The 22,428-nt window shown below is 64.7% G+C and carries 21 protein-coding genes; 13 read left to right on the top strand and 8 right to left on the bottom strand.

Going from position 1 to position 22,428, the window contains the following annotated elements; genetic code table 11:
* The 3 genes from J6525_RS17600 to J6525_RS17590 all read left to right on the top strand — a co-directional run.
* A partial coding sequence (locus tag J6525_RS17600; RefSeq protein ID WP_225645595.1) for a transposase occupies positions 1-267 on the top strand: 267 nt, incomplete at its 5' end.
* Between the two features lie 188 nt (positions 268-455).
* Positions 456-2,036 carry an alkaline phosphatase D family protein gene (locus tag J6525_RS17595; protein WP_225645594.1) on the top strand — a complete coding sequence of 527 codons (1,581 nt, stop codon included), beginning with the start codon at positions 456-458 and terminating at the stop codon, positions 2,034-2,036.
* A 166-nt stretch (positions 2,037-2,202) separates the two neighbouring features.
* The gene (locus tag J6525_RS17590) at positions 2,203-3,021 is read left to right on the top strand and encodes an aldo/keto reductase (RefSeq protein ID WP_225645593.1); all 819 of its coding nucleotides are present in this window, start codon (positions 2,203-2,205) and stop codon (positions 3,019-3,021) included.
* A gap of 69 nt (positions 3,022-3,090) precedes the next feature.
* Here J6525_RS17590 and J6525_RS17585 read toward each other — a convergent pair whose 3' ends face one another.
* Entirely contained in the window at positions 3,091-3,321 is a 231-nt protein-coding gene (locus J6525_RS17585; RefSeq protein ID WP_050387960.1) for a hypothetical protein, read from the bottom strand.
* Positions 3,322-3,553: 232 nt separating this feature from the next.
* On the opposite strand from J6525_RS17585, the gene J6525_RS17580 reads away from it, so the two are divergent.
* Complete coding sequence (locus J6525_RS17580) at positions 3,554-4,834, top strand: amidohydrolase family protein (protein ID WP_225645592.1); 1,281 nt, start codon at positions 3,554-3,556, stop codon at positions 4,832-4,834.
* Positions 4,835-5,083: 249 nt separating this feature from the next.
* Here the strand turns inward: J6525_RS17580 and J6525_RS17575 are convergent, their stop codons facing one another.
* Together J6525_RS17575 and J6525_RS17570 are read right to left on the bottom strand one after the other, a co-directional pair.
* Positions 5,084-6,322, bottom strand: a complete 1,239-nt coding sequence (locus J6525_RS17575; RefSeq protein ID WP_225645591.1) for an aminotransferase-like domain-containing protein — start codon at positions 6,320-6,322, stop codon at positions 5,084-5,086.
* Positions 6,323-6,382: 60 nt separating this feature from the next.
* Complete coding sequence (locus tag J6525_RS17570; protein ID WP_376708524.1) at positions 6,383-6,925, bottom strand: DUF3124 domain-containing protein; 543 nt, start codon at positions 6,923-6,925, stop codon at positions 6,383-6,385.
* A gap of 59 nt (positions 6,926-6,984) precedes the next feature.
* Between J6525_RS17570 and J6525_RS17565 the strand changes: the two genes are divergently transcribed.
* From J6525_RS17565 to J6525_RS17550, 4 genes are all read left to right on the top strand, one after another.
* Positions 6,985-8,718, top strand: coding sequence for a cation:proton antiporter domain-containing protein (locus tag J6525_RS17565; RefSeq protein ID WP_225645590.1), 1,734 nt, complete (start codon positions 6,985-6,987; stop codon positions 8,716-8,718).
* Between the two features lie 250 nt (positions 8,719-8,968).
* Positions 8,969-10,045 carry a 3,4-dihydroxy-2-butanone-4-phosphate synthase gene (gene ribB / locus J6525_RS17560; RefSeq protein WP_028334516.1) on the top strand — a complete coding sequence of 359 codons (1,077 nt, stop codon included), beginning with the start codon at positions 8,969-8,971 and terminating at the stop codon, positions 10,043-10,045.
* Between the two features lie 168 nt (positions 10,046-10,213).
* Positions 10,214-11,428: an acyl-CoA dehydrogenase gene (locus tag J6525_RS17555; protein WP_028334515.1), complete on the top strand. Its 1,215-nt coding sequence runs from the start codon at positions 10,214-10,216 to the stop codon at positions 11,426-11,428.
* 200 nt (positions 11,429-11,628) lie between these two features.
* Entirely contained in the window at positions 11,629-12,546 is a 918-nt protein-coding gene (locus tag J6525_RS17550) for an MBL fold metallo-hydrolase (protein WP_225645589.1), read from the top strand.
* 4 nt (positions 12,547-12,550) lie between these two features.
* Here the strand turns inward: J6525_RS17550 and J6525_RS17545 are convergent, their stop codons facing one another.
* Both J6525_RS17545 and J6525_RS17540 read right to left on the bottom strand, forming a co-directional pair.
* The gene (locus J6525_RS17545; RefSeq protein ID WP_057015203.1) at positions 12,551-13,408 is read right to left on the bottom strand and encodes a DUF1499 domain-containing protein; all 858 of its coding nucleotides are present in this window, start codon (positions 13,406-13,408) and stop codon (positions 12,551-12,553) included.
* Positions 13,409-13,651: 243 nt separating this feature from the next.
* Positions 13,652-15,280 (bottom strand): fatty-acid--CoA ligase, encoded by a 1,629-nt coding sequence (locus J6525_RS17540; protein WP_092083626.1) that lies wholly within the window; start codon positions 15,278-15,280, stop codon positions 13,652-13,654.
* Positions 15,281-15,356: 76 nt separating this feature from the next.
* Between J6525_RS17540 and J6525_RS17535 the strand changes: the two genes are divergently transcribed.
* Positions 15,357-16,553, top strand: coding sequence for an extensin family protein (locus tag J6525_RS17535; RefSeq protein ID WP_376708523.1), 1,197 nt, complete (start codon positions 15,357-15,359; stop codon positions 16,551-16,553).
* A 17-nt stretch (positions 16,554-16,570) separates the two neighbouring features.
* Here J6525_RS17535 and J6525_RS17530 read toward each other — a convergent pair whose 3' ends face one another.
* Positions 16,571-17,248: a L,D-transpeptidase gene (locus J6525_RS17530; RefSeq protein WP_057015206.1), complete on the bottom strand. Its 678-nt coding sequence runs from the start codon at positions 17,246-17,248 to the stop codon at positions 16,571-16,573.
* Positions 17,249-17,586: 338 nt separating this feature from the next.
* On the opposite strand from J6525_RS17530, the gene J6525_RS17525 reads away from it, so the two are divergent.
* A complete protein-coding gene (locus tag J6525_RS17525) occupies positions 17,587-18,564 on the top strand; it encodes a magnesium transporter CorA family protein (protein ID WP_092083830.1) in 978 nt (325 codons plus the stop codon).
* 130 nt (positions 18,565-18,694) lie between these two features.
* Positions 18,695-18,919, top strand: coding sequence for a hypothetical protein (locus J6525_RS17520; protein WP_028334509.1), 225 nt, complete (start codon positions 18,695-18,697; stop codon positions 18,917-18,919).
* 133 nt (positions 18,920-19,052) lie between these two features.
* Here the strand turns inward: J6525_RS17520 and J6525_RS17515 are convergent, their stop codons facing one another.
* Together J6525_RS17515 and pdxH are read right to left on the bottom strand one after the other, a co-directional pair.
* On the bottom strand, positions 19,053-19,805 hold the full coding sequence (locus J6525_RS17515; protein ID WP_018270354.1) for an SDR family NAD(P)-dependent oxidoreductase: 753 nt from the start codon (positions 19,803-19,805) through the stop codon (positions 19,053-19,055).
* Between the two features lie 155 nt (positions 19,806-19,960).
* Positions 19,961-20,602, bottom strand: a complete 642-nt coding sequence (gene pdxH / locus J6525_RS17510) for a pyridoxamine 5'-phosphate oxidase (RefSeq protein ID WP_057015208.1) — start codon at positions 20,600-20,602, stop codon at positions 19,961-19,963.
* Positions 20,603-20,707: 105 nt separating this feature from the next.
* Here pdxH and J6525_RS17505 point away from each other — a divergent pair, with 105 nt between their 5' ends.
* Complete coding sequence (locus J6525_RS17505; protein WP_249796067.1) at positions 20,708-21,118, top strand: RT0821/Lpp0805 family surface protein; 411 nt, start codon at positions 20,708-20,710, stop codon at positions 21,116-21,118.
* A 119-nt stretch (positions 21,119-21,237) separates the two neighbouring features.
* Positions 21,238-22,197, top strand: coding sequence for a DnaJ C-terminal domain-containing protein (locus tag J6525_RS17500; protein ID WP_225645587.1), 960 nt, complete (start codon positions 21,238-21,240; stop codon positions 22,195-22,197).
* Positions 22,198-22,428: the final 231 nt, after the last annotated feature.

The following is a 22,428-nucleotide window of genomic DNA, read 5'->3' as shown; positions in this document are numbered from 1 at the left end:
CGGGTCTACCGCGGAAATCAACTCCTCGACGCGCTCTCAGACTGCGGTCCATGGACTGTCGAGATCGTCGAGCGGCCTCAAGGCGTCAAAGGCTTCCAGCTTCTGCCGAGGCGGTGGGTGGTTGAACGCACATTCGCTTGGTTCGGCAGATGCCGCCGCCTCGCCAAGGACTTCGAGGCGACGGTGGCAACCGAAGCTGCCTGGCTGCTGATTGCACACATCAGGCTCCTGACCCGCAGACTCGCGGCTGCAGCTAAGGTTGGGTGATTTATGAGTCAGACTCTCAGGATGACGGGTTTGGTCCTTGAGCGCTCGATATCCGAGGCCGCCGTCCCAGCAGCCGCCCCCGAGTCATCCCGCCGTCGCAAAACCGTCGGCGGAGAGTCAAGAAACCGTAAGGCCGGAGTCAAGGAGCGCAGGCAAAACCTTCGTTGCGATTCGACGAAGGTTATTCGATGCCGACAGCGAACTCCGCGAGGCGGCGAGGCCTCACCCGACGCCAGCTTCTGGTGCGTTCGGCGTCGACCGCCGCGCTGGCGGGATTCGGCGCGCTGGCCACACCATATCTGAGCCGCACCGCGGATCGGCCCGCGATTGCGGGCATCCAGTCCGGCGACGTGGCAAGCGATTCCGCTGTCATCTGGGCGCGCGCCGATCGCGCGGCGCGGATGCACATCGAATGCGCCGCGGTCGAAAGCTTCGCCGGCATCCTGCGCGCCGCGTCCGCCGATGCGCTGCCCGAACGCGACTTCACCGCCAAGCTGCTGCTCGACGGCCTGCCGCCGGGCCAGGACCTGTTCTATCGCGTGCGCTTCGAGGACCGCGACGGCACATCAGGCGAAAGCCGGGTCGGGCATTTCCGCACCGCGCCGCTCAACCGGCGTTCGGTGTCGTTCGTCTGGTCCGGCGACGTCGTCGGGCAGGGCTGGGGCATCGACCCCACGCGCGGCGGCTTGCGCAGCTACCGCACCATGCTGGACGAGCGTCCGGACTTCTTCATCCATTCCGGCGATCACATCTACGCCGATTGCACGGTGCCGTCGGAGCAGAAACTCCCCAACGGTGAGATCTGGCGCAACATCGTCACCGAGGAGAAATCCGCCGTCGCACAGAGCCTCGATCAGTTTCGCGGCAACTACAAATACAACTGGCTCGACGACAATTTCCGCGCCTTCCACGCCGAGGTGCCGATGTTCGCGCAGTGGGACGACCACGAGGTGGCCGACGATTGGTCGCCACTCGGCACCACCGATGTGACCGGCTATGAGGCGGACGGCAGCTCGCGTCTGGTGGCACGGGCACGCCGCGCCTTCCACGAATTCATGCCGATGCGGCTGACGCCGGAGCGCGATGGCCGCGTCTACCGCAAGATTCCCTACGGGCCGCTGCTCGACGTCTTCATCATCGACATGCGTTCCTATCGCGATTCCAGCTGGAATAAGCAGGGCGATCCGGACCAGGCCTGCATCCTCGGCCGGAGCCAGCTTGCCTGGCTGAAGCGGGAGCTGGTGACGTCGGATGCGACGTGGAAGGTGATCGCGGCGGACTTGCCGATCGGCCTCGTCAGCCTCGATGCGGTCGCGCTCGGCGACGGCCCGCCCGCGCGACGCGAGCACGAGATCGCCGATCTGTTGTCCTTCATGAAGCGCGCCGGGGTCCGCAACACGGTGTGGCTCACCGCCGACATGCACTACACCGCCGCGCATCACTATGATCCGAACCGCGCGGTGTTCCAGGAGTTCGAGCCGTTCTGGGAGTTCGTCTCCGGTCCGCTGCATGCCGGCACCTGGTCGCCGGGCGAGCTCGACAACACCTTTGGCCCGAAGGCGATGTACCAGAAGGGCTGCTCGGCCGAGCAGGGCGACAATCTCGCGCCGTGCTTCGGCCTGCAATTCTTCGGCCGCGTCGACATCGACGGCAAGACCGGCGTGATGACGGTGACGCTGAAGGACGTCGACAACCACGATCTCTGGTCGGTCGATATCGAGCCGCGGCCGGACGCACGGCCCGGCCAGATCATGGCGCAGCACATCTAGCGCCCTCTCTGATCCCGTCGCGACATCTTGATTGCCGGCGTCTTGCCCGAGGGGCCGGTTTGCGTGCAGACTGCACCTGGCAGTCCTGCCAATTTCATTCCCGCGAAACGATTTGCTGGCGTGAGGTCGTCGATGGCATCGGCGTCCCATGCGTCAGGAGCTATCCATGGAAAATCTGCAGACACAGGGCATCAGCCTGCCGCAGCTCGGGCTCGGCACCTTCCGCATGCAGGGCGATACCTGCCGCGCGGCGGTCGAGAGCGCGCTTGGGCTCGGCTATCGGCATATCGACACCGCCGAGATGTACGGCAATGAAGAGGCGATCGGGGCGGCGATCGCTGCCTCGAATGTCGCGCGCAAGGACCTGCACGTGACCACCAAGGTCTGGCACGAGAACCTGGCGCCGGATGCGATCCGGACAGCGTTCGACGCCAGCCTGAAGAAGCTGCGGCTCGATCACGTCGACCTCTATCTGGTGCACTGGCCGTCGCGGAGCATGAAGCTGCCTGCCGTCTTCGAGACGCTGATGAAGCTGAGGGAGGAAGGCCGCACCCGCGCGATCGGCGTCGCCAATTTCACCACCGCGCTGCTCAAGACCGTGGTCGAGGACATCAAGGCGCCGATCGCCTGCAACCAGATCGAATATCACGCGATGCTGGACCAGACGCCGGTGCGCAAATATCTCGCCGCGAAATCGATCCCGCTGGTGGCCTATTGTCCGCTCGCCCAGGGCCGCTTCGCCACCGACGAGACGCTGGCGAAAATCGGCAGCAAGCATGATGCGACCGCGGCGCAGGTGGCGCTGAAATGGCTGCTCGATCAGGATGGCGTGGCGGCTATTCCGAAAGCCTCGCGCGCCGAAAGCCAAAAGGCCAATCTCGACGCACTGAAGGTCAAGCTCGACGACGCGGACCGCAAGGCGATTGCGGCGCTGCCCAAGGACATGCGCTGCGTCAATCCGGCGTTTGCGCCGGCGTGGGATTGAGGCCGCTGGCCCCGAGGAAGCAGAAAAGAAAATGGCTCCGTGAGGAGCCATTTTCCGTTGTGTCGGTCCTTAGTAGTGATGACGCTTGATGATCACCGTCCGGTCATGGCCGTGATGCCAGCCATGATGCCAACCGCGATGCCAGCCACGGTCATGGCGCATTTCGGCGCGTGCGCCCCAGCCGCGGTCCCAGTGATGATGACCGCCATGTCTGATCACGACCGTCTCGGCGCTCGCGATCGACGGAACGGCCACCGCAAGCGCACCAACCGCCGCGAGAACAAAGCCAATCTTTTTCATCTCATCCTCCTCAAATAAGCGAAGAGAAAACCGTACGGAGATTGAAACGTTCCGCAGGAATCAGAGGAGTTTTCTGAACGCTTGTTCAGCAACTGCCTCGAACGCTGCTGCCGTCGCGTGTTGGTGCGCACAACCGATGAGCGAGCGCACGGGCGGCTTTCCCGGCCTTGCCTAACCGCTGCGTCCGACGCATCATCGCGCCATAAAAATCAATGTTCGGGGGGACGTTGCCATGAGCGAATTTTCACGCCGGGATTTTTTGAAAGTGACGGGATCGGCCGCTGCCGCAGCCATCGCGAGGCCGGCCGCTGCGGCGATGGGGCCGGACGACAAGTTCGACCTCGTGATCAAGAACGGCGATGTCATCGATCCCAGCCAGTCGCTGCGCGGCAAGCGCGACATCGGCATCCGCTGGGGCATCATCGAGGCGATCGAAGACGAGATCCCGGCTGCTCGCGCCGCCAGGACCATCGACGCGTCGGGCAAGCTCGTGATGCCGGGTCTGGTCGATCTGCACTGCCACGTCTACCCGTACGGATCGGCGATCGGCATTCCCGCCGACGAACTGGTGCAATTCCAGGGCACCACGACGGTGGTCTCGGCGGGCGACGCCGGCGTCAACAACCTCGCGGCGCTGCGGCGCTTCATCGTGGCGCAATCGCGGGCGCGGATCTACGCCTTCGTCCACATCGCCAACAACGGCCTGTCGGCATTCCCGGTGGCCGAGCTCTACAACATCGACAACGCCCAGGTCGAAGCCTGCGCGATGGCGCTGGCCGAGAACCCCGATTTCCTGATCGGGGTCAAGGTGCGGATGTCGGAAAACGTCATCTTCAAGCATGGCCTCGAGCCGCTGAAGCGCGGCATTCAGGCCTGCGAGATGTGCGGCTGGCCCGCGCGGATGATGGTGCATATCGGCGGCGTCGAGACCAGGGAGCTGATGTCCGACATCCTCGATCTGCTTCGGCCGGGCGATATCCTGACCCATGCCTATTCCGGCGCGCCGAACATGTCCGGCGCTTTCACCAATATCGTGCAGGAGGGCAAGCTGTTGCCGGCGGCGCTCGCGGCCAAGCAGCGCGGGGTGCTGTTCGACGTCGGCCATGGCGGCGGCAGCTTCGATTTCACGGTGGCCGAAGTCGCGATCCCCGCCGGCTGCGCGCCCGATACGATCTCCTCCGACATCCACGTCTTCTCGGGCAACTCGCCCGGCATTCCGTTCCTGCCGAACGTGATGAGCAAGTTCCTGGCGATGGGCTCGTCGCTGGATCAGGTGGTGGCGATGGCGACCTCGGTACCGGCGCGGATCATCAACCGGACCCCGAAGGTCGGCACGCTGCAGCGTGGCGCGCCGGGCGACGTCGCGATCATGGATCTCGTCGAAGGCCCGGTCTCCTTCGTCGATACCCGCAACAACAAGCGCGACGGCAATCTGCTGCTGAAGCCGGTGCAGACCGTGGTCAACGGCGTGCCGTTCGGCCGGCCCTATCAGGCGCCGTTCTCGGTGAGGTAGGCGCGCGGATCGGTAGAGCATGATGAGATCAGATCGAATGGCGACCGCAAGCGCGCTGCGCTCCCTCGCCCCGTTCTTACGGGGAGAGGGTTGGGGTGAGGGGCCGTCTCCGCGTATCCGGTGATAGCTGAGGTTGCGGAGGCTCCCCCTCACCCGGAACGCATCTGACGATGCGTTCCGACCTCTCCCCGCACGCGGGGCGAGGTGAAGTGGAGTCCGTAGCTCGCTTCAGCACAAAGTCATCATGGTCTAGCCGCGCTTCTCCACATTGCTGCTGCGCGCCGGAACGCCGAACTCCTTGCGGCACACCTCGGCCAGCACGGCGACGCCCTCGCGGATCTGCTCGTGCGAGGGGCTGGCGAAGCAGAGGCGGAGCCGGCTGCCGGAATGGGCCTTGCTGGTCGACCATTCCGGTCCCGGATTGATCGAGACGCCGGCGGCAAGCGCCGCCTGATAAAGCTTCAGCGTGTCGACATTGTCGGGCAGCTTGACCCAAAGGAAGATGCCGCCCTTCGGCGCCTCGAACTCGGCCGCGGTGCCGAACTGCTCGTTCAGCGCCTCCATCAGCGTATCGAGCTTGGCGCGCAGGCCCTTGGTCAGGCGCGGCACATGGGTCGAAAAATGCGGCGCGCAATATTCCGCGAGCACCATCTGCTCCAGTGCGCCGGAACCGGCGTCGGTCTTCAGCGGCAGCATTCGCGACATGATTTCCCAGGGCGCGACGATGAAGCCGACCCGCAGCGCAGGCGCGATCGACTTCGAGAACGAGCCGATATGGATCACGCCGCCATGCTTGCTCATCGCATAGATCGCGGGCGGCCGTTCGCCGCTCCAGATCAAATCGGCATAGCAATCGTCCTCGAAGATCGGCACGCCGTATTCCCTTGACAGCTTCAGCATCTCGGCGCGGCGGCTCTCGGGAAGGATCGAGCCGGTCGGGTTCTGCACCGTCGGGATGGTGTAGATGTATTTCGGCGTGATGCCGCGCCGCTTGTGATCGGCGAGTGCTGCAGCCAGCGCATCGATCCTGATGCCTTCGCCATCGAGGGGAATGCCGACCGCATTGACGCCAAGCCGTGTCAGCCGGTTCAGTGAGCCCTGATAGGTTTCCTGCTCGATCAGCACGGTATCGCCCTTGGCGAGCAAGGTGTGATTGACCAGGTCGAGCGCCTGCAGCGAGCCGGAGACGATCATGATCTCGTCCGACGTGCAGGCAATCCCAGCGTCGCGCTTCAGCTTCTCGGTCAGAAACTGGCGCAGCGGCAGATAGCCCTGCGGCCCGTGCGCGAGATTGTAGGTCGCCAGATTCCTGCCCTCGCGCTTCAACACGGCGTTGACCGCCTCCAGCAGCCCGTCGACCGGGACCTGGTCGGGATCGTTGTTGCCGCCGACAAAGCTGTATTTGGCGAGCCCGGTCCAGCGTGCGGCCGGGGCAGGCAGGCCGGCCGGTAGTAGCGGTGCAAAGTCGAACTGGGCTGAGGTGGACATGGACGTTTCGCTCCGTGTTGTTATCGTTGAGAAGGCCGCGGCGAGCGGCCTTCCATGAGGTTAGTTCTTGCCTACCGGCCGGATCGACCGGCCCTGGCTGATGAAGGCGTAGTGCCCTGCGCCGACACTGCCGACCATCAGGGCCTCGACCGCCGGTTCCGCGATCTCGCCGGCGGCCGCCCAATCGACCACGAAATTCGCGCCGGTGCCGCCGCGGGTATCGGTCGTGGCGATCGCGACCTCGACGGTCGCAAACGGTTTTAGCGCGACCGGCGATTTGAGGTAGCTCTCCACCATCTTGCCTGATGTGTCGAAATAGGCGATCCGCTTCAGCACCAGCGGCTTCGTCTCGGAGGCGTTGTGCACGCTGAGCGTCACCGAAAAATCGGCCCTGAGCTTGCCCTGGCTCATCGACACGCTGGAATACACCGGCACGTAGAATGCACCGGAGGCGGTGAGGCCCTCCGATGGCACCGTCGTCAACGAGTTCGCGAAATTTTGTTCAATACTTGCCGAGGATTGTGCTAGCGCCTCTGACATGCGCACGGTGAGCAGGCAGAGCAAAACTGCGAGAAAAATGCCGCCTGCGCGGATGTGACACATTGCTCGGTTGATCCTCACGCCCGGCCCTCTAGGTTGCGGCAACAGGAAGTCTTTGACGCATGCATGAACTGATTCCCGATATCACGCTCTGTATCCTGTTTGCCTGGGGGATTGGGCTGCTGGCCCATTTCTCCCGGCAACCGCTGATACTGGCCTACCTTATCGCCGGCTTTTTCATTGGTCCATTCGGCATGGGCTGGGTCAAGTCCCAGGAATCGATCAGCGTCATCTCCGAGCTCGGCCTGATCTTCATGCTGTTCATGATCGGGCTGGAAATCGACCTCAAGAAGATCATCCGTGCCGGCAAGGTCATCCTGTTCGCGGGAGCCGGCGAGCTGATCGGCGGCTGCCTGATCGGCGTGGCGTTCTTTGCCGCTATCGGGCTTGCGGTCGGCGGCGGCAATTTCGACGCGATCTATCTCTGCGTCGCCTGCGCGCTGTCGTCGACCGTGATCATCGTCAAGGTGCTCTACGAGAAGCGCGAGCTGGATACGCTGCCGGGCCGCATCACGCTCGGCGTGTTGGTGCTGCAGGACATCTTCGCGATCCTGTTCCTGGCGGTGCAGCCGAGCCTCGACAATCTGCAGATCAGCGTCGTGCTGTTGTCGATTGCTCGCGTCGCGGTGCTGGTCGCGACCGCGCTGGTGCTGAGCCGCTACGTGCTGCCGCGGCTGTTCCACCAGATCGCGCGGCGGCCCGAGCTCGTGCTGCTCGGCGCGCTCGCCTGGTGCTTCCTGATCGGCGAGATCGCCGAGCGGCTGCATCTGTCGCGCGAGATGGGCTCGCTGGTCGCCGGCGTCTCGATCTCGACCTTTCCCTATGCGCTCGACGTCACCGCCAAGGTCACGACGCTGCGGGATTTCTTCATCACGCTGTTCTTTGTCGCGCTCGGCATGACGATCCCGATTCCGGGCCTCTCGGTGATCTGGCTTGCGCTCGTCATCGCGGCCTTCACGGTGGCGAGCCGCCTGATCACGACGTTCACGCCGCTCTATCTGATGAAGCAGGGCCTGCGCGCCAGCCTGCTGCCGGCGATCAACCTGGCGCAGATCTCCGAGTTCTCGCTGGTGGTGATCCAGACCGGCGTCGCCGCCAACCACATCGGAACCGAAACCGCGAGTGCGGCCTCGTTCGCCTTCGTGGTGCTGGCGGTGCTCTCGACCTTCGCGATGGGGCGCAGCGACCAGATCGTGCGCGGCCTGATCGGTCCGTTGAAGCGGATCGGGGTGCGCGACCTCGATCAGGAAGGCCAGGGCCGCGGCGAGGCCGGGCACGAGGGCGGACATGGCGAGATCCGGCGCATCGTTATCCTCGGCTTTTTCCGCGCGGCGAGCGCGCTGATCAGCCAGATCGAGCGGCAGAACCAGTCGTTGCTCGAGCAGATCAGCGTCATCGATTTCAACCCGCTGGTGTTCCGCACGCTGTCCGACCGCGGCATGCATGTGATCTATGGCGACATCAGCAATGTCGACACCCTGGTTCATGCCGGCATCGGCAAGGCCGAGATCATCATCCTGAGCGTGCCGGATTTCCTCTTGGTCGGCGCCGACAATGAGAAGCTGGTGCGCCACGTCCGCGCCCTCAATCCGACCGCGCGGATCGTTGCCACCGCGGACCTGTTGACCGGCGTCGACGACCTCTACAGCGCCGGCGCCGACTACGTGACGGTCACCCGGCTCAGCGACGCCGGCGAGCTCTATTCCGTGATCGAGGCGGCCGACGCCGGCCTGCTCGACGACAAGCGCACCGAGCTGGACGCCCAGCTCAGCGACCGGCGCGAGGTGCTGCCGTAGGCGAGCCGGTCTTGTAGCCCGGATGGAGCCAACGGGTCGCGCGAACGCGCGCCCGATGACAGGCTCCGCGAAATCCGGGGATCGTGCACGCGGAAATGTCCCGGATTGCGCTTCGCTCCATCCGGGCTACGGAAACCGCCGTCACCGCCCTGGTATCCTTGCCGGATGCATGGCGGGTTGCATAATGATACTGGCGCTGACATCGGAACCCGGCTAATCCACTGCCTGCATATAGCGAGATGTCAGGACAATGGCCGATACGATCCAGGAAGTGCTGCAAGCCTTTGCGAAGGGTGAACTCGTTGTCGTCACCGACGATGACGACCGGGAAGGCGAGGGCGATCTGATCGTCGCGGCGTCGTTCTGCACGGCGGAAAAGATGGCCTTCATCATCCGCCACACCTCCGGCATCGTCTGCGCGCCGATCACCACCGAGGACGCCCGCCGGCTGCGGCTCGACCCGATGGTGGCGCACAACGAGTCCAACCACACCACTGCCTTCACGGTCTCGATCGACTACAAGCCCGATGGCGGCACCGGCATCTCGGCCGAGGAGCGCGCCTCCTGCTGCCGCGCACTCGCCAATCCCAATGCCGGCGCCAATGATTTCGCGCGTCCCGGCCACATCTTCCCGCTGATCGCGCGCGACGGCGGCGTGCTGCTGCGCTCCGGCCATACCGAGGCGGCGGTCGATCTGTGCCGGCTCTCCGGGCTGCCGCCGGTCGGCGTCATCAGCGAGCTGATGAACGACGATGGAACCGTGATGAAGGGCGAGCAGGTCGCGAAATTCGCCGCCGCCCACAAGCTCAAGCATGTCACGATCGCGGACATGATCGCCTATCGCCAGGCGCGCGAGAAGCTGATCGAGCGGGTCGCGACCTTCACCACCGAAAGCCCGATCGGTCCGCTGCAAGGCTATGCCTATCGCTCGCCGTTCGACGAGATCATGCATGCCGCCTTCGTCTATAACGGCATCGGCGACGGCCGGGACGTGCTGACGCGGCTGCACAAGCCCAACATCGTGAAAGACCTGTTCACCGGGCCGGCGCGCATGGAAGCCGTGCTGCGGCACTTCAAGGACGCCGGCCGCGGCGTGCTGGTATATCTGCGCGATGGTGCCGCCGGTGTTCCGGTCGAGCCGGTTGGCGAGCAGAAGACGGCGGAAGCCGATCGCCACAGGCAGTGGCGCGAGGTCGGCGTCGGCGCACAGATCCTGCGTGATCTCGGCGTCACCTCGATCCGGCACCTGACCTCGTCGGTGCATGACTACAAGGGATTGTCAGGTTTCGGCATCGAGATCGTGTCGAACGAGAAGCTGGAGACCTAGCACTGTCATTCCGGGGCGCGCGATAGCGCGAACCCGGAATCTCGAGATTCCGGGTTCGATGCTGACGCATCGCCCCGGAATGACGAAGGTCCCAATTCAATTGCGCTTCGCAGCATAGCGCTTTAATTTATCCGCCAATTTCCGATAGACGATGCGAAAGGATGTTTCATGAGCGTGCGCCCCCAGGCCAAGGACAAGCCGGCTGCCGCCAGCTTCCAGTGGGATGATCCGTTCCTGCTCGACGACCAGCTCACCGAAGACGAGCGCCTGATCCGCGACACTGCGCGGGCCTATGCGCAGGACAAGCTGCTGCCGCGGGTCACCAAGGCCTATCTGGAAGAGAAAACCGATCGCGAGATCTTCAATGAAATGGGCGAGCTCGGCCTGATCGGCGTGACGCTGCCCGAGGAGTATGGCTGCGCCAATGCGAGCTATGTGGCCTATGGCCTCGTGGCGCGCGAGATCGAGCGCGTCGATAGCGGCTATCGCTCGATGAACTCGGTGCAGTCGTCGCTGGTGATGTATCCGATCTACGCCTATGGCGACGAAAACCAGCGCAAGAAATATCTGCCCAAGCTCGCGACCGGGGAATGGGTCGGCTGCTTCGGCCTGACCGAGCCGGACGCCGGTTCCGATCCCGGCGGCATGAAGACCCGCGCGGAGAAGGTCGCTGACGGCTACAAGCTCAACGGCGCCAAGATGTGGATATCGAACGCGCCGATCGCCGACGTGTTCGTGGTGTGGGCCAAGTCGGCGGCGCACGACAACCAGATCCGCGGCTTCATTCTCGAGAAGGGCATGAAGGGCCTGTCGGCGCCGAAGGTTGGCGGCAAGCTCTCGCTGCGCGCCTCGATCACCGGCGAGATCGTGCTCGACAATGTGGTGGTGCCGGAAAGCGCGCTGCTGCCCAACGTCTCCGGCCTCAAGGGCCCGTTCGGCTGCCTCAACCGCGCCCGCTACGGCATCTCCTGGGGCGCACTGGGCGCTGCCGAGGACTGCATGCACCGCGCGCGGCAATACACACTCGACCGCAAGCAGTTTGGCCGGCCGCTCGCCGCCACCCAACTGGTGCAGAAGAAACTCGCCGACATGGAGACCGAGATCGCACTCGGCCTGCAGGCATCGTTGCGCGTCGGCCGCCTGATGGACGAGGGCAAGATGGCCCCCGAGATGATCTCGATCGTCAAGCGCAACAATTGCGGCAAATCGCTCGACATCGCCCGCATGGCGCGCGACATGCACGGCGGCAACGGCATCCAGATCGAGTATCACGTGATGCGCCACGCCGCGAACCTCGAGACGGTGAACACCTATGAGGGCACGCACGACGTCCATGCGCTGATCCTCGGCCGCGCGATCACCGGCATCCAGGCGTTCTCGTAAGGGCGCTTGCTCGTCATTCCGGGGCGCGCCAACCGAACTCAGGTTTACCCGAGTTCGGCAGATCTTAAATGTCTAAGTCGGCAACAGCCGACTTGGACGGCGCGAACCCGGAATCTCGCGCCGCGTTCCTTTCCCTTCTTTCGAGATTCCGGGTCTGGCCCTGCGGGCCATCCCGGAATGACGATGCAGAGAAAATCCCCATGGCCGACAACGACGACATCCCGTTCAACCGCGACTTTCCGCTGAAGCCCGGCGTGGTCGAACAGGTCCGCCCCGGCGTCCGCCGTGTCCTCTGCAACAATCCGAGCCCGTTCACCTTCACCGGCACGGTCAGCTACATCGTCGGCGAGGGCAAGGTCGCGATCATCGATCCCGGTCCCGACGACGAGGCGCATGCCAAGGCGCTGCTCGATGCGGTCAAGGGCGAGACCGTGACGCATATCCTGGTCACCCATACCCATCGCGACCATTCGCCGAACACGCCGCGGATCAAGGCCGCGACCGGCGCGCCGGTCTATGCCGAGGGACCGCACCGCGCCTCGCGCCCGCGCTTCGAGAGCGAGAAGCACAATCCGGAATCCGGCGCCGACCGCGATTTCCGGCCCGATGTGCAGGTCAGGCACGGCGACGTCATCGAGGGGGCGGGCTTTGCGCTGGAGGCGGTCGCCACCCCCGGCCACACCGCCAACCATCTGGCGTTCGCCTGGGCCGAGCGCAGCATCAATTTCGTCGGCGACCATGTGATGGGCTGGTCGACCTCGATCGTGGCGCCGCCGGACGGCTCGATGATCGATTACATCGCCTCGCTGGAGCGGCTGGAGCAGCGGCCCGAGCAGCTGTATTTCTCCGGCCACGGCCCGGAGATTCCGGAGGGCCCGCGCTACGTCCGCTTCCTGGCGCGGCATCGCCGGGCGCGCGAGGCGTCGATCCTGCATCGTCTCGGCAAGGGCGAGGCCGACATTCCGACCATGGTGCGGGCGATCTATATCGGGCTCGATCCGCGGCTCGCCAATGCCGCCGGCTATTCGGTGCTGGCGCATCTGGAGGATCTGGTCGCACGCGGCGTCGTGGCGACGGACGGCGATCCGGTGATCGGCGGGACGTATCGGATGGCGTAGGGTGCTATTTCTTCACGGTCTTCGCCGGCGGCGCCTTTGGCGCGACAGGAGCCGCCTTCTTCGCCGGCTTGGCATTGTCGTTCTCGGCCGCGCTGTTGAGGTCTTCGATCAGCTTCTTGACGCGGGCGGCGTTGCTGCCGAGGTCGGTGTCGAAATAGCGCGATGCCGAGCGGATATCGACGCGGGAGTCCTCGTCGTCAGGCGTGACCCGGATCGAGACGTCCTCGCGGAAACCCATGATCGGCGTCCGCGCCACCGCCTCGATGCGGCCGATGCGGCGCGGCGGCTGCGGCGCGCGCGCGTCGATGACGAGCCATTTGCGGCGGTTCACCAGCCGCAGCGTCAGCTCATAGGCGCGGTCGACCGGGGTTTCGAGCTCGACGGTTTCGATATCGGGGTAGGCCGCGCGCTGCCGCTCGGCCGAATAGAGGCCGGCATAGGCGGCAGGATTGGTGCCTTCCCCGGTGCGCAGCCGCGCCAGCGCCTCGAATTTCGGCGGGTCGATCGCGTCGGTGGTGACGTCGTAGATCCGCGGCAGCTTGCGGTACTGATAGATGAGATAGGCCGGGTAGGCGAGGATCGCCGCGTCGATCAGCAGCGCGAGCAGGATCCGGCCCATGCCGCGGGTGCCGTTCTGCCAGATCGCGGCAAAGGCGGCCAGCCCAAGCAGGATCGACAGGCCGGCCAGGCCCAGCGCGCCGAAGAAGGTCGCCAGCGCCGGTTTGACCTCCAGGAACCCGAAGCGGACGATCAGGATCGAGACCACCACCGCGACGACGGAGAAGATCGCGAGGTTGCGCGACCAGGTGGCGAGACCGGACACGGGCTCCTGCTGGTAGGGAGCGGAAAACCTGCGCGCCATCGTCGAAAAATCTGCCGGTTGAGATGTCCTCAGGCGACCTCGGCCGCCGCGATCAGTCGTGTGAGACCACGGACCTGCGGCGAATTCAAGGGATTTGGGCTTTACCCCGAATCGTCATGGCCGGGCATAGCCGTCCGAAGGACGGCGTCGCTTGCGCTCGCCTATGACCCGGCCATCCATGTCTCGCCGCACGATGAAGTCGTGGATGCCCGGGTCAAGCCCGGGCATGACGAGCGTTTGTTTTCACGCCGCGGCGGTCGGGAACGTGTAGTCCTTGAACTGGTCGCGCAGCGCCGTCTTCAGGATCTTGCCGGTCGCGGTGTGGGGAATGCCGTCGACGAAGGCGACGTCGTCGGGCATCCACCATTTGGCGATCTTGCCGTCCATGAACTTCAGGATGTCCTCGCGCGTGGCACTCTGGCCCTGCTTGAGTTGCACGATTAGCAGCGGCCGCTCATCCCATTTGGGGTGTTGGACGCCGATCACGGCGGCTTCCGCGACCGCCGGATGGCCGACTGCGAGGTTCTCGAGATCGATCGAGGAGATCCATTCGCCGCCGGACTTGATCACGTCCTTGGAGCGGTCGGTGATCCGCATGTAGCCGTGCTCGTCCATCGTCGAGACGTCGCCGGTGTCGAAATAGCCGGCATCGTCGAGGATGTTGCTGTCGATCCGGAAATAGGCCTTGGCGATCGCCGGGCCCGAAACCTTGAGACGGCCGAAGGTCTTGCCGTCCCACGGCAGCTCCTTGCCGGCATCGTCGGTGATCTTCATCTCGACGCCGAACGGCGGATAGCCCTGGGTCTGCAGGATGTCGAGCCGCTCCTCGCCGGTGCGCTCGGTAAACGGTGGCTTCAGCGTCGCCAGCGTGCCGAGCGGGCTCATCTCGGTCATGCCCCAGGCGTGGCGCACCTGGCTGCCCATGTCGAGGAACGCCTTGATCATCGAGCGCGGCATCGCCGACCCGCCGCAGATCACCATCTGCAGATCCGGCAGCTTGACGTTGTTGGCGGCCATGTATTGCAGCAGCATCAGCCACACCGTCGGCACGCCGGCGGTGTGGGTGACCTTCTCGGTCGACAGCAACTCGTACACCGAGGCGCCGTCGAGCTTCGGGCCCGGCATCACGAGCTTGGTGCCCATCGACGGCGCGGAGAAGGCGATGCCCCAGCTGTTGGCATGGAACAAGGGGACCACCGGAAGCATTGTGTCCGACGCGGAGGTGCCGAGCGCGTCCTTCGAGTTGGCCATCAGCGCGTGCAACACGTTCGAGCGGTGCGAATAAAGTACACCCTTGGGATCGCCGGTCGTGCCGGAGGTGTAGCACATCGCCGCCGCGGTGTTCTCGTCGAAGGTCTTCCACTCGAACTTGCCGTCGGATGCTGCGATCCAGTCCTCATAGGCGACCGCGTTCTTCAGCGTGGTCTGCGGCATGTGCGCCTTGTCGGTCAGCACCACGTAGCGCTCGACGCTCGGCAGCTGGCCTGCGATCTTCTCCAGCACCGGAACGAAGGTGAGGTCGGTGATGACGATGCGGTCCTGGGCGTGGTTGACGATCCAGGCGATCTGCTCCGGAAACAGGCGCGGATTGACCGTATGGCAGATCGCGCCGATCCCCATGATGCCGTACCAGACCTCGAGGTGGCGCCAGGTGTTCCAGGCGATGGTGGCGACGCGATCGCCGAGCTTGATGCCGTCGCGTTCCAGGCTCTGCGAGACCTTCAGTGCGCGGGCGTGGATTTGGGCGTAGGTGGTGCGATGAATCGGGCCTTCGACCGACCGCGTCACGACTTCCTGCGTGCCGTGATATTTGGCGGCGTGCTCAATAATCTTGTGACACAGCAAGGGCCAATCTTGCATCAAACCAAGCATACGCGAATCCCTCCTCGATCCTCACACATGATCCGCCGGCATCTTGGACGGCCGGCAGTAAAATCATGGAACTGACATGAACTTTAGCGCGGAGAAAGCAAGCCGAAAATGGCCTGTTGGCGCGTTTCGTCGCGGGGGCGCGGCAATGGTTACCGCCGCCGTCGTGCTGCTTTGCCTTGGCATGCAAGCAGGCCCCGCCGAGGCCGCCCGCCGCGCGCCCAGCTTTCCGTGGGACGATCTGTTCGGCACCCGACCGCAGAGGCCGCATAAGGCGGTCCGCCGCTCAGCGGTGCCGCTGCCGAAGCCGCGCCCGGCGCAGGCGCCTGCGGCAGCTCACGCGCCGGCGGCAACCGAGCCCGAACCTCCCGCAGCCGGGACGCAGTCTCCGGCCGCGCCTGCCGAGGCGGCCAGGCCCAGCGAGACGGCCAAGCCCGCTGATGTCGCCAAGCCGGCCGAGCCCGCCGCGCCGCAGCTCTCGGCCTGCCGACAGGCGCTGACCGAGGAGATCGCGATCGCCCCGAGCATTCCGGATATCCACGGCGCCGGGGGCTGCGGCGGCGAGGATCTGGTGCGGCTCGAGGCGATCGTGCTGGCGGACAAGCGCAAGGTCGCGGTCAAGCCCGCCGCGATCCTCCGCTGCAAGATGGCTGCTGCGGTCGCCGACTGGGTCCGCACCGATATCGCGCCGCTCGCGCAGAACCTCGGGGGCGGGATCAGCAATCTCGACAATTTCGACTCGTTCGAGTGCCGCGGCCGCAATCGGGTCGCCGGAGCGCAGCTCTCCGAGCACGGCCGCGCCAATGCGCTCGACGTCCGCGCGCTCGGTCTCGCCAACGGCAAGTCGATCTCGCTGACCGACCGCAGCGTGCCGCGGACCTTGCGCGAGACCGTGCTGCATTCGGTCTGTGCCCGCTTCTCCACGGTGCTCGGTCCGGGCTCGGACTGGTACCACGAGGACCACATCCATCTCGACCTGATCGAGCGTCGCAACAATTACCGGATCTGCCAGTGGAACGTGGACGACCCGCTGCCGCAGGTCGCGCCGCTGTTGCCGGCCGAGCGCCCCGAAGAGGCGCCGCCGCGCGAGGTCGCCGCCAAATCCGACGCGCCGAAAGCGGACACATCCAAAGCTGACCACGGCAAGTCTGACACCGGCAAGTCTGGCACCGGCAAGCCGGACGCCACAAAATCAGATGATGCGACCGCGCCCGACCGCAGCGCCGAGACCAAACCGCAGCCAACAAAAAAGCGCCGGCAAAGCCGGCGCTTTTGATCGCGATTGCGATTGGATCAGTAGGTCGTGCCGCCGCCGCCCTGCAGCGCCATCTGCGGCTTGTAGGGCGAGTCGCCGTGCTTCGGCTCCAGCACCACGACGATGGTGCCGAGCTTGACGCGGTTGTAGAGGTCGATGACGTCCTCGTTGGTCATGCGGATGCAGCCCGAGGAGATCGACGCGCCGATATATTCCGGCTGGTTAGTGCCGTGGATGCGGAACAGTGTGTCCTTGCCGCCCGAATAGAGATACATCGCGCGCGAGCCCATCGGATTGTCCGGGCCCGGGGCCACGAAGGTCGGGACGCCAAGGCGCGAGATTTCGCCGGGAGTCGGGTGCCAGGCCGGCCATTCGGTCATGCTGCCGACCTTGGCGATGCCGGACCAGGCCATGGCTTCCTCGCCGACAGTGATGCCGTAGCGGATCGCCTTGCCGTCGTTCAGCACGTAATAGAGGTAGTGGTTGTCGGAATCGACCACGATCGAGCCGGGGGCTTCCTTGCGGTGATACTCGACGATGGCGCGGCGGAACGGTTCAGCGACCGGCGTCTTGACGTAGGTGGTCTTGGCCAGGAGTTCCTTGTCACGCGGCTTGAAGTTCGCGGTGTTGGTTGCCTCATAGGTTGTGGCCTGCATGCAGCCCGACAACATCAGGCCCGCGGCCAGGATCCCGAGGGTAACTTTGAGCGACGACATGATTACATTCCAATCGAAAATCCGCGCTCGAAAGCGCCACTATTACGCCCCAAACGCCACGATTCCATTAGCGGCATTATTGCCGAAACGTGCCATTATTCCCAGAGTCTAGATGCCTTTCCCGCATCGCGGGACGCTGTCTGTGGCTTTTTTGCCGCAACTGTTCTGGTGCCGGGTTGGTTTTTGTGCAAACAGGCAACGGTCGACGAGTCGGCGTCACGTCGCTGCCGCCTGGCCGCCACAAGTATGGATGCCCGGTTAATACCCCGGTCATGAAGCGCCCCCCAGAATCGCGCTAAGTCGGCGGGGCCTGCCAGCCCTGTTTCGTGGAGTTCGTGATGCTGTCGGTGTTCGTTCCGTCCGAGTTTTCGCTCAAGAAGGCCACGGCGACCGACCTCGGCGCGCTGCCCGAGGGAGCGGTCTGGGTCGATCTGGTGAATCCGACCGTTGAGGAGGACCGGGCGGTCGAGAAGCTCGCGGGGATCGCGGTGCCGACCCGGGAAGACATGCAGGAGATCGAGATCTCCAGCCGCCTCTATATCGAGAACAGCGCGCGCTACATGACCGCGACGCTGATGTGCCAGTCCGACACCGACATGCCGCGCACCACGGCGGTGACCTTCATCCTCACCGGTCATCGGCTGGTGACGGTGCGCTACGACCTGCCGAAGCCGTTCGCGCTGGTCGAGAACAAGCTGGCGCGCGCCTGTTCCCCCAGCATCACCGGCGAGCAGGTGCTGATGGAACTGTTGGACGCGGTGATCGACCGTTGCGCCGACATTCTGGAGCGCTGCGGGGCCGATATCGACCAGGTGTCCCACGACATCTTCGAGCCGGAGAGCGAGCGCCACGGCCACGCCAAGCAATATTCGCAGATTCTGATCGCGATCGGCCGCAAGGGCGACCTGACCTCGAAGGTTCGCGAAAGCCTGGTCTCGATCGGCCGCCTCGTCACCTTCCTCTCCGCGGTGGTCGAGGGCGTGAAATGGTCCAAGGACATGCGCGAGCAGCTCAAGACCATGCAGCGTGACGTGGCCTCACTGACCGACCACGCCTCCTATCTCTCCAACAAGATCACCTTCGTGCTCGACGCCATGCTCGGCGTGGTCAATCTGGAACAGAACAACATCATCAAACTGTTCTCGGTGATGGCGGTAGTGCTGATGCCGCCGACGCTGATTGCCTCGATCTACGGCATGAATTTCAAGATCATGCCGGAACTCGAGTGGGCGCACGGCTATCCGTATGCACTGGTGCTGATGCTGATCGCGGCTGTCGTGCCGTACTGGATCTTCAAGTGGAAGAAGTGGCTGTAAACCGGTTCCACGCGTCGCGTTTTGGGACGCGCTTCCTGCCTTATTTCCTCTGCTAAAATTTGAGCGTTGCGCTGAACGTTTGGGCGAAACTTGTCTGCGATAACGCCCGCCTCGAAGCCGGAGGACAGCAATGGTTGAGAAGATCATAACGCCACGGCGTAACGTCATCGACTTTGCGCGCTATCAACAGGACCGCGCAGCAGGCAAGGTGCAGGCGATCTCGCCGAGACTTTGCCGTTACTGTGGCGCTGCGTTGCTGGATGGCGAGGACGAAGACGAATGCTCCAGCGCGCTGAACGATGTCGCGCTGCGGCAGCCCGAGAAGAAGAAGTCGCGTCGGTTTTACGCAGACTAGAGGCCGAAGCCTCGGAGGCAGAAGCCTCGTTTGCGTTTGTTACGCCTGCAAGTGAAGCAATCCCAATGACGGCCGCGGCGGCGGCCGGGATCGCCTCAAAACTTCCTTCCCCGAAATACGGCTCTTCCCAAGCTCAGACGTGCTGACCACCGTTGATGTGGATCTCCGCACCGTTCACGTAAGAGCTGGTCTCCGTACAGAGAACGTAGATGATCTTGGCGACCTCGTCCGGCGTGCCGAGGCGGTGCATCGGAATCTGCTGGTCGACGATCTTCTCGGTGCCCGGCGACAGGATCGAGGTATCGATCTCGCCCGGCGCGATCGCGTTGACGCGGACGCCGACGCGGCCGAAGTCCGATGCCATCTCGCGCGTTAGCGCCGCGAGCGCGGCCTTCGACGTCGCATAGGCCGCGCCGGCAAACGGATGCACGCGCGAGCCGGCGATCGAGGTGACGTTCACCACCGCGCCCTTGGCGTGTTTCAACTCCTCGATCAGCCCGCGCGCGATCATGATCGGTGCGAAGAAGTTGACGTGGAAAACGTGGGTCCAAGTCTCGATGTCGGTGTCCATGGTGCCGAGCCGGCCGCCGCCCGCAGCCTTCGGCGAGATCGCGGCGTTGTTGACCAGCGCGTGCAGTTCATCGTTCTCGAGCCGCCTGCGGATCTCAGAGATCGCGCGAACGGTGTCGTCATGGCTGCCGAGGTCGACCTCGATATGGTCTTCCGGCCCGGCGCCCCAGGGGCAGACCTCGGGAAACGCATGCCGCGACAGGGTGATGACGCGCCAGCCGGCGGACGAGAACCGGATCGCGGTGGCATGGCCGATGCCGCGGCTTGCGCCGGTCAGAAGCAGCGTGCGCCGCGGCGCATTGGATGGGTGGGGCATCGACGGTTTCTTTCGTTTTCGTCATGCGCGGCGGCGTGCCGGGCATCCACGCCTTCGAACGACTTGGGATGACTTGGGATCAAGACGTCGCTGGCCGGGTCATCTTACACGAAGATGCGCTTCGCGCTTTCGCCCGGCCATGACGGTCGCAGCTTTCAGGGATAGAGCCGCACCTTCGACCAGGCGCTGCCGGCGCCGTCGCGGCGGAATTCGATGCGATCGTGCAGGCGGTACGGGCGGTCGTGCCAGAACTCGAAGCGCTGCGGCGTGATCCGCCAGCCGCTCCAGCCCGGCGGCCGCGGCACCTCGCCGATGACGTATTTCGCACCGGTCTTGGCGATCGCCTGCTCGAATGCGAAGCGGCTCTCCAGCGGCTGCGACTGCTTGCTGGCCCAAGCGCCGATCTGCGCCTGCTTCGGCCTGGTGGCGAAATAGGCGTCGGCCTCGGCATCGGTCACCGGCGTGACCGGCCCGCGGATGCGCACCTGGCGGCGCAGCGATTTCCAGTGGAAGAGTAAAGCAGCCTTAGGATTTGCGGCCAATTCGCGGCCCTTGGCGCTCGCAATGTGGCTGTAGAACACGAAGCCGTCGGCATCGAAGCCCTTCATCAGCACCATCCGCACGTCGGGCAGGCCGTCGGGATCGACGGTCGCAAGCGCCATCGCGTTCGGATCGTTCGGCTCGGACTTGATCGCCTCCGCAAACCATTCGGCGAACAGGGCGAACGGCTCCTCCGCCGCGGTGAAATCACCCGATGTTAACGGTGTCGGGTGTTTGATGGAGGTCGTGTCGGTCATGTCAGGAGTCCCGATTTGCATCCGCCCGCGTCTGAAAGCGCGTTACTAGCCCTATATAGGGCATGGGGGCGCGTTGGCCTATCGGCGATCCACCCCGCAGGCGCGATGGTGACATTGATCCTGATCGGCGTCGGCGCAAGCGGCTGCAGCCTGTCGCGCAGCGACGCCTTCGCCAAGCTGGACGACAAGGATGTGACGGGCTCGATCAGGCCGACCCAGATCAATGCGGTGATGCCGACCGACAGCGATCTCGCCTTCGCCCGCAATGCCGCCTCCGACGTGCTGACCAAGGGCGACAAGGATTCCAGCCAGCCCTGGGAAAATCCTGAAACCGGCGCGCGCGGCTCGGTGACGCCGCTGGCCCAAGCCTATTCGGGCGAGGACGGCAAGACGTGCCGGGATTTCCTTGCCAGCTACGTCAATGGAGCCACCGAGAGCTGGCTGCAGGGTGCCGCATGCAAGGCTGGACAAGGGCGGTGGGAAATCCATAGCCTGAAGCCCTGGAGAAAATCCTGAGAATTCCGGCGAAGCCGGGCTAAGTTGCAAAAATGCCACTGAGCCCCCACATGAAGGCAAAGTGGGCCCGGACGGGTTCCCGGCCAGGACTGATTTTTCCCGTGAAGGAGACGTGACGGATGCGCGACCCCTATGAGGTCTTGGGGGTGCAGCGGAGCGCCAGCGCTGCGACGATCAAGAGCGCCTATCGCAAGCTCGCCAAGAAGCATCACCCTGATAACAACAAGAACGACCCGAAGGCGGCGGCCCGCTTTGCGGAGATCAACACGGCCAACGAGATCGTCGGCGACGAGGACAAGCGCAAGCAGTTCGACCGCGGCGAGATCGATGCCGAAGGCAAGCCGCGCTTCCAGGGCTTCCCTGGCGGAGGCGGTGCCGGCGGCCGTGCCGGTCCGGGTGGCTTTGAGTACAGTTTCCGCTCCGGGCCCGGCGGCGGCATGGGCGGCGGCAGCTTCGAGGACATCCTCAACAGCATGTTCGGCAATGCCGCTCGCGGCGGTGGCGGCCGCGCGGGCCGGGCCAGTCCGTTCGAGTTTGACGGCGGCGGGGTCGGCGTCGACCTTGATCTGTCGGTCGCCATGACGGTGTCGCTGGAGGAATCGGTCAGGGGCGGCGACAAGCGCGTCCGCCTGCCGACCGGCCGCGAGCTCAACGTCAAGATTCCGCCCGGGGTTGCTGCGGGTCAGCAGATCCGGCTGAAGGGGCAGGGCGAGACCGCGCAAGGCCATCCGCCCGGCGATCTCCTGATCACGATCTCGATCGCGCCGCACCCGTTCTTCAAGGTCGACGGCAACGACCTCAGGATCGACCTGCCCATCACCCTCTACGAGGCGGTGCTGGGCGGCAAGGTCCGCGTGCCGACGCTCGGCAGCGCGGTCGAACTGTCGATCCCGAAGAACACCTCGAGCGGCCGTACCTTCCGCCTCAAGGCCAAGGGGCTGTCGAAGGCGGGCGCGACCGGCGACCTCTATGTCACGACCCGCATCATCCTTCCCGACGGGAACGATGCCGAGCTTGAGGCATTGATGCAGACGTGGCGGGATCAAAAACCCTACAATCCGCGCAGCGATCTCGGCTGACCGCCGAGAGCGCGCCCCAAAGACGCGAAGACGCGAAACTGCAACTACCCCGGACTCTATCGGGGTAGACGCGGGCATTGCGGGCGCGTCACAAAGGATGACGGGCCGTCCGAGGTCTGCGGCGTGCAGACCGGATGACGGAAAAGGAGTGCGGCCTCGAGAGGGGGACCAGCGCGGTACACAAAACCCCAATCGAGGCCGCGTGCGCCGATCGGCGGATCGGGCGCGGAT

Origin of the sequence: Bradyrhizobium australafricanum (assembly GCF_020329495.1) — a bacterium.
In the GTDB taxonomy this organism is placed as follows: domain Bacteria; phylum Pseudomonadota; class Alphaproteobacteria; order Rhizobiales; family Xanthobacteraceae; genus Bradyrhizobium; species Bradyrhizobium australafricanum.
Note: the sequence above shows the minus strand (reverse complement) of the source record. Positions and strands in the feature narration are given on the sequence as shown.

What these genes read in the sequence shown, in the direction of transcription:
- J6525_RS17595 (WP_225645594.1), top strand. Translation starts at nt 456, where the DNA reads ATGCCGACAGCGAACTCCGCGAGGCGGCGAGGCCTCACCCGACGCCAG.
- J6525_RS17590 (WP_225645593.1), top strand. Translation starts at nt 2,203, where the DNA reads ATGGAAAATCTGCAGACACAGGGCATCAGCCTGCCGCAGCTCGGGCTC.
- J6525_RS17585 (WP_050387960.1), bottom strand. Translation starts at nt 3,321, where the DNA reads ATGAAAAAGATTGGCTTTGTTCTCGCGGCGGTTGGTGCGCTTGCGGTG.
- J6525_RS17580 (WP_225645592.1), top strand. Translation starts at nt 3,554, where the DNA reads ATGAGCGAATTTTCACGCCGGGATTTTTTGAAAGTGACGGGATCGGCC.
- J6525_RS17575 (WP_225645591.1), bottom strand. Translation starts at nt 6,322, where the DNA reads ATGTCCACCTCAGCCCAGTTCGACTTTGCACCGCTACTACCGGCCGGC.
- J6525_RS17570 (WP_376708524.1), bottom strand. Translation starts at nt 6,925, where the DNA reads ATGTGTCACATCCGCGCAGGCGGCATTTTTCTCGCAGTTTTGCTCTGC.
- J6525_RS17565 (WP_225645590.1), top strand. Translation starts at nt 6,985, where the DNA reads ATGCATGAACTGATTCCCGATATCACGCTCTGTATCCTGTTTGCCTGG.
- ribB (WP_028334516.1), top strand. Translation starts at nt 8,969, where the DNA reads ATGGCCGATACGATCCAGGAAGTGCTGCAAGCCTTTGCGAAGGGTGAA.
- J6525_RS17555 (WP_028334515.1), top strand. Translation starts at nt 10,214, where the DNA reads ATGAGCGTGCGCCCCCAGGCCAAGGACAAGCCGGCTGCCGCCAGCTTC.
- J6525_RS17550 (WP_225645589.1), top strand. Translation starts at nt 11,629, where the DNA reads ATGGCCGACAACGACGACATCCCGTTCAACCGCGACTTTCCGCTGAAG.
- J6525_RS17545 (WP_057015203.1), bottom strand. Translation starts at nt 13,408, where the DNA reads ATGGCGCGCAGGTTTTCCGCTCCCTACCAGCAGGAGCCCGTGTCCGGT.
- J6525_RS17540 (WP_092083626.1), bottom strand. Translation starts at nt 15,280, where the DNA reads ATGCTTGGTTTGATGCAAGATTGGCCCTTGCTGTGTCACAAGATTATT.
- J6525_RS17535 (WP_376708523.1), top strand. Translation starts at nt 15,357, where the DNA reads ATGAACTTTAGCGCGGAGAAAGCAAGCCGAAAATGGCCTGTTGGCGCG.
- J6525_RS17530 (WP_057015206.1), bottom strand. Translation starts at nt 17,248, where the DNA reads ATGTCGTCGCTCAAAGTTACCCTCGGGATCCTGGCCGCGGGCCTGATG.
- J6525_RS17525 (WP_092083830.1), top strand. Translation starts at nt 17,587, where the DNA reads ATGCTGTCGGTGTTCGTTCCGTCCGAGTTTTCGCTCAAGAAGGCCACG.
- J6525_RS17520 (WP_028334509.1), top strand. Translation starts at nt 18,695, where the DNA reads ATGGTTGAGAAGATCATAACGCCACGGCGTAACGTCATCGACTTTGCG.
- J6525_RS17515 (WP_018270354.1), bottom strand. Translation starts at nt 19,805, where the DNA reads ATGCCCCACCCATCCAATGCGCCGCGGCGCACGCTGCTTCTGACCGGC.
- pdxH (WP_057015208.1), bottom strand. Translation starts at nt 20,602, where the DNA reads ATGACCGACACGACCTCCATCAAACACCCGACACCGTTAACATCGGGT.
- J6525_RS17505 (WP_249796067.1), top strand. Translation starts at nt 20,708, where the DNA reads ATGGTGACATTGATCCTGATCGGCGTCGGCGCAAGCGGCTGCAGCCTG.
- J6525_RS17500 (WP_225645587.1), top strand. Translation starts at nt 21,238, where the DNA reads ATGCGCGACCCCTATGAGGTCTTGGGGGTGCAGCGGAGCGCCAGCGCT.